Source organism: Brooklawnia sp. (assembly GCF_032229645.1).
Lineage (GTDB): Bacteria > Actinomycetota > Actinomycetes > Propionibacteriales > Propionibacteriaceae > Brooklawnia.
In genome coordinates this window covers 26,815-28,611 of record NZ_JAVTWX010000072.1, presented here as the reverse complement: position 1 = coordinate 28,611, position 1,797 = coordinate 26,815, and the positions used below count along the sequence as shown (strand labels likewise).

1 protein-coding gene is annotated in these 1,797 nt (G+C 64.9%); it reads left to right on the top strand.

Annotated elements, in window-relative coordinates:
• Positions 1-73: 73 nt before the first annotated feature.
• Positions 74-1,797 (top strand): aspartate--tRNA ligase (aspS, locus tag AAFP05_RS05030; RefSeq protein ID WP_341728757.1); only part of this gene is annotated, 1,724 nt, incomplete at its 3' end.

The window sequence follows — 1,797 nt, the reverse complement described above, 5'->3', positions numbered from 1 at the left end:
CATCGTCCGCGCGGGCTAGACTATGCGGGTTCGGTCGCCGTTTTCACGGGCCACATGCGAGAGGAAGATATTAGTGATCCGCACCCACCAGGCAGGTACGCTGCTGCGATCCGCCATCGGCACGACTGTCAAGCTGGCCGGGTGGGTTGACGCCCGCCGCGATCACGGCGGTGTGGTCTTCATTGATCTCCGCGATGCGTCGGGCATCGTGCAGTGCGTGATTCGCGAAGAGCTAGTGGACCAGCTCGGTGCCCACCGGTTGCGCAACGAGTTCTGCATTGCGGTTACGGGCGTGGTCGAGGCCCGCTCGGCCGATACCGTGAACCCGGCCATGGCCACCGGCGAGGTCGAGGTCGTGGTCAGCGGGCTTGAGGTACTCAACCCGTCCGCACCGTTGCCGTTCCCGATCGACGAGCGTGTCAATGTCGGCGAGGACGCGCGGCTCAAGTACCGCTACCTTGATCTGCGCCGTCCGCGTCAGGCCGAGGCCATCCGATTGCGCTCGACTGTCACTCACACGATCCGCCAGGCCCTTGACTCGCTCGGATTCGTGGATATTGAGACCCCGACCCTGACCCGATCGACTCCCGAAGGCGCCCGGGACTTCCTGGTGCCGGCGAGACTGCGTCCGGGTTCGTGGTATGCGCTGCCGCAGAGCCCCCAGCTGTTCAAGCAGCTGCTGATGGTCGCTGGTATGGAGCACTACTACCAGATCGCCCGCTGCTACCGGGACGAGGACTTCCGGGCCGATCGGCAGCCGGAGTTCACCCAGCTCGATATCGAGATGAGCTTCGTTGATCAAGACGATGTCATCGCGATGTCCGAAGAGGTCATGTCGCAGGTCTGGAAGCTCATAGACGTCGAACTGCCGCGTCCGATGCAGCGCCTCAGCTGGCACGAGGCGATGGACAACTTCGGCTCGGACAAGCCCGATCTGCGGTTCGACCTGGTGATCCACGAGGTCACGCCGGTCTTCGCGGAGACCTCGTTCCGGGTCTTCCAGGCTCCGTACGTGGGCAGCGTCGTGATGCCCGGGGGGGCTTCGCTGCCGCGCCGCCAATTCGATGCCTGGCAGGAGTGGGCCAAGCAGCGTGGTGCTCGCGGTCTGGCTTACATCACGATCAACGAGGCCGGTGAACTGGCCGGTCCGGTCGCCAAGAACCTCTCGGACGCAGAGAAGGCCGCTATCGTCCCGGCCGCAGACGCCAAACCGGGCGATGCCATCTTCTTCGCTGCCGGCCAGCGGCAAACCTCTCAGGAGTTGCTCGGTGCGGCGCGCATCGAGATCGGTCGCCGTTGCGATCTGATCGACCCGGATGCCTGGGCGTTCTGCTGGGTTGTCGACGCGCCACTGTTCAAGTCCGCTGCATCGGCGACCGCCGAAGGTGATATCGCGGTGGGTCACGGACGCTGGACCGCTGTGCACCATGCGTTCACTTCTCCGAAGCCGGAGTCGATGGACAGCTTCGATACCGATCCGGGTTCGGCGTTGTCCTACGGCTACGACTTCGTCTGCAACGGCGTCGAGGTCGGCGGCGGTTCGATCCGTATTCACCGCCGCGACATCCAGGAGCGAGTCTTCAAGGTGATGGGGCTGAGCGAGGAGGAGGCTCAGGAGAAGTTCGGATTCTTGCTGGACGCCTTCCAGTTCGGGGCGCCGCCGCACGGCGGTGTCGCCTACGGCCTCGACCGGCTGGTCATGCTGCTCGGCGGCTTCGACTCCATCCGCGATGTCATCGCCTTCCCGAAGTCGGGTGGGGGCTACGACCCGCTCACCGATGCGCCCGCGCCGATCAC